General features: G+C 61.9%; 2 protein-coding genes and 1 pseudogene. 2 read left to right on the top strand and 1 reads right to left on the bottom strand.

Annotated elements, in window-relative coordinates; all coding sequences use genetic code 11:
• Positions 1 to 35 precede the first annotated feature (35 nt).
• Positions 36 to 278 (bottom strand): hypothetical protein, encoded by a 243-nt coding sequence (locus tag EV668_RS00570; RefSeq protein ID WP_133767931.1) that lies wholly within the window; start codon positions 276 to 278, stop codon positions 36 to 38.
• Between the two features lie 251 nt (positions 279 to 529).
• Between EV668_RS00570 and EV668_RS24630 the strand changes: the two genes are divergently transcribed.
• Both EV668_RS24630 and EV668_RS00565 read left to right on the top strand, forming a co-directional pair.
• A complete protein-coding gene (locus EV668_RS24630) occupies positions 530 to 697 on the top strand; it encodes a hypothetical protein (RefSeq protein WP_166652295.1) in 168 nt (55 codons plus the stop codon).
• 607 nt (positions 698 to 1,304) lie between these two features.
• Positions 1,305 to 1,502, top strand: a pseudogene (locus EV668_RS00565) (EamA/RhaT family transporter); the annotation flags it as partial.

The following is a 1,502-nucleotide window of genomic DNA, read 5'->3' as shown; positions in this document are numbered from 1 at the left end:
GCCATGGATCGGATCGCGACCCTGCTCCTACAGGCTCAGGGGCCTCGTGCGCCGGACTGGATGCCGCGCTTGTCGCGATGACGGCGTTCGAGCCAAATCGATAGCGGCCAACAACTCGCTGCTATCGCCCCGATGATCACCAGCGACCAGACATCGCCAAAGACGGAGCCCATCCAATCGCTGGCTTGCGGCACGGTCCTATTCAACACCCACGCCCATCCCGCCATCACGATGATGAAGAGAACGAGCGTCACGAGGCGTTGGAGGAGGAGGCTCATTTCAGTGATGCCGGGAGGGCGCGGGCCATGCCGCATCTAAGCACGAAAGCGAGACGATGGGCAGGGGATCGTCTCGGCGTCCTCCCGATCGCCGCCCTCGCTTTCCTTGCGGCGATCGTCGTGGCGCCCCTTTGGCGGTGAGAGGCCCGCCAATACCTCAATTGCGTGATTGACCCGGCGGCTTGACAGCGCACCGTAAGCGGCCGGTCGCGCTGGCGTCCGCAGGATCCAAGAAAAACCGAGGCTCCAAGTTGAAGAACGACGAGATCAAGGCCCTTCGTGCTCGCGTCAAACAGGGAGAGCCGCTCACCAAGGACGAGCAGCTTCTCGCGCTACGCGACCTCGAAATATCGAACCAGCTCATCCAGGAGGCTCGGAGAGCCGGTTACCTGCAAAGTGAATTGGAAGAGGCGGAGTGATCCCGATCCGACGAGCCGATCGTTGGCTTGCCTTCAGGTCCGTGCAGCATCAGCCGGATGAAGCGAGCCGTCTGTGGACCGCAACCCTGCAACTCCAGTAATTCGCACTCGGTCGCGGCTTCGGCCCGTTCCCCGTGCTCGGTGAGGACAGTAGCCGCACGTGCGGCCAAGCTTCCTGAAAAACCTTCTGCGAGTGCGAAGGCTTGCCCCCTGAGGCGCCAAAACTGGTAGGTTGCTCGATGTGACCGAATATTCTCGAAAGTCAATCGCACCTTTTGCATCGACGGAGACCTCCCCTAGTTTTTCTACTTTGCCTTTGATCCGGGCCGCCTTCCTCAGGCCGTCCAGGCTACCTCCATCCTCGTAAGCCTTCACCCATCGGGCTTTCAACGGCTATCCGCGCCGAAGACCTGGTCGATGATGCCGGGGCGCTTGTCTGCCATGGCGAGCAGCACGCAGCCCGGTCCGGTGCGGCAGCGGCGTCCTCGCTCCCACAGCCGAAGTAACAGTTTCCGATCTGCCGAGAGGTTTCGGCCGTTGCCGACAGTTCTGAGTCTCGATAGGTCCTGCTTCGCCGGATCAACTGCGTCCGTCGCACGAGGATCGGGTGTTGTTCACCAGCTTGAGGCGCGACGGGCTACCCCTGGGAACGCTTGGTGGCATCCTCATGATGCTGCTCGGCGTGATGCTCTTCGCCGTGAACGATACGATCGGCAAGTTTCTCCTCGGCACCTACGCAGTGGGGCAGCTTATGCTGGTGCGCAGCGTCGCCGGGCTATGCGCAATGGCGCCCTTCATCCACCGC

The organism is Enterovirga rhinocerotis (assembly GCF_004363955.1).
Lineage (GTDB): Bacteria > Pseudomonadota > Alphaproteobacteria > Rhizobiales > Beijerinckiaceae > Enterovirga > Enterovirga rhinocerotis.
The sequence above is the reverse complement of the archived record's forward strand: the minus strand, read 5'-3'. Positions and strand labels throughout refer to the sequence as shown.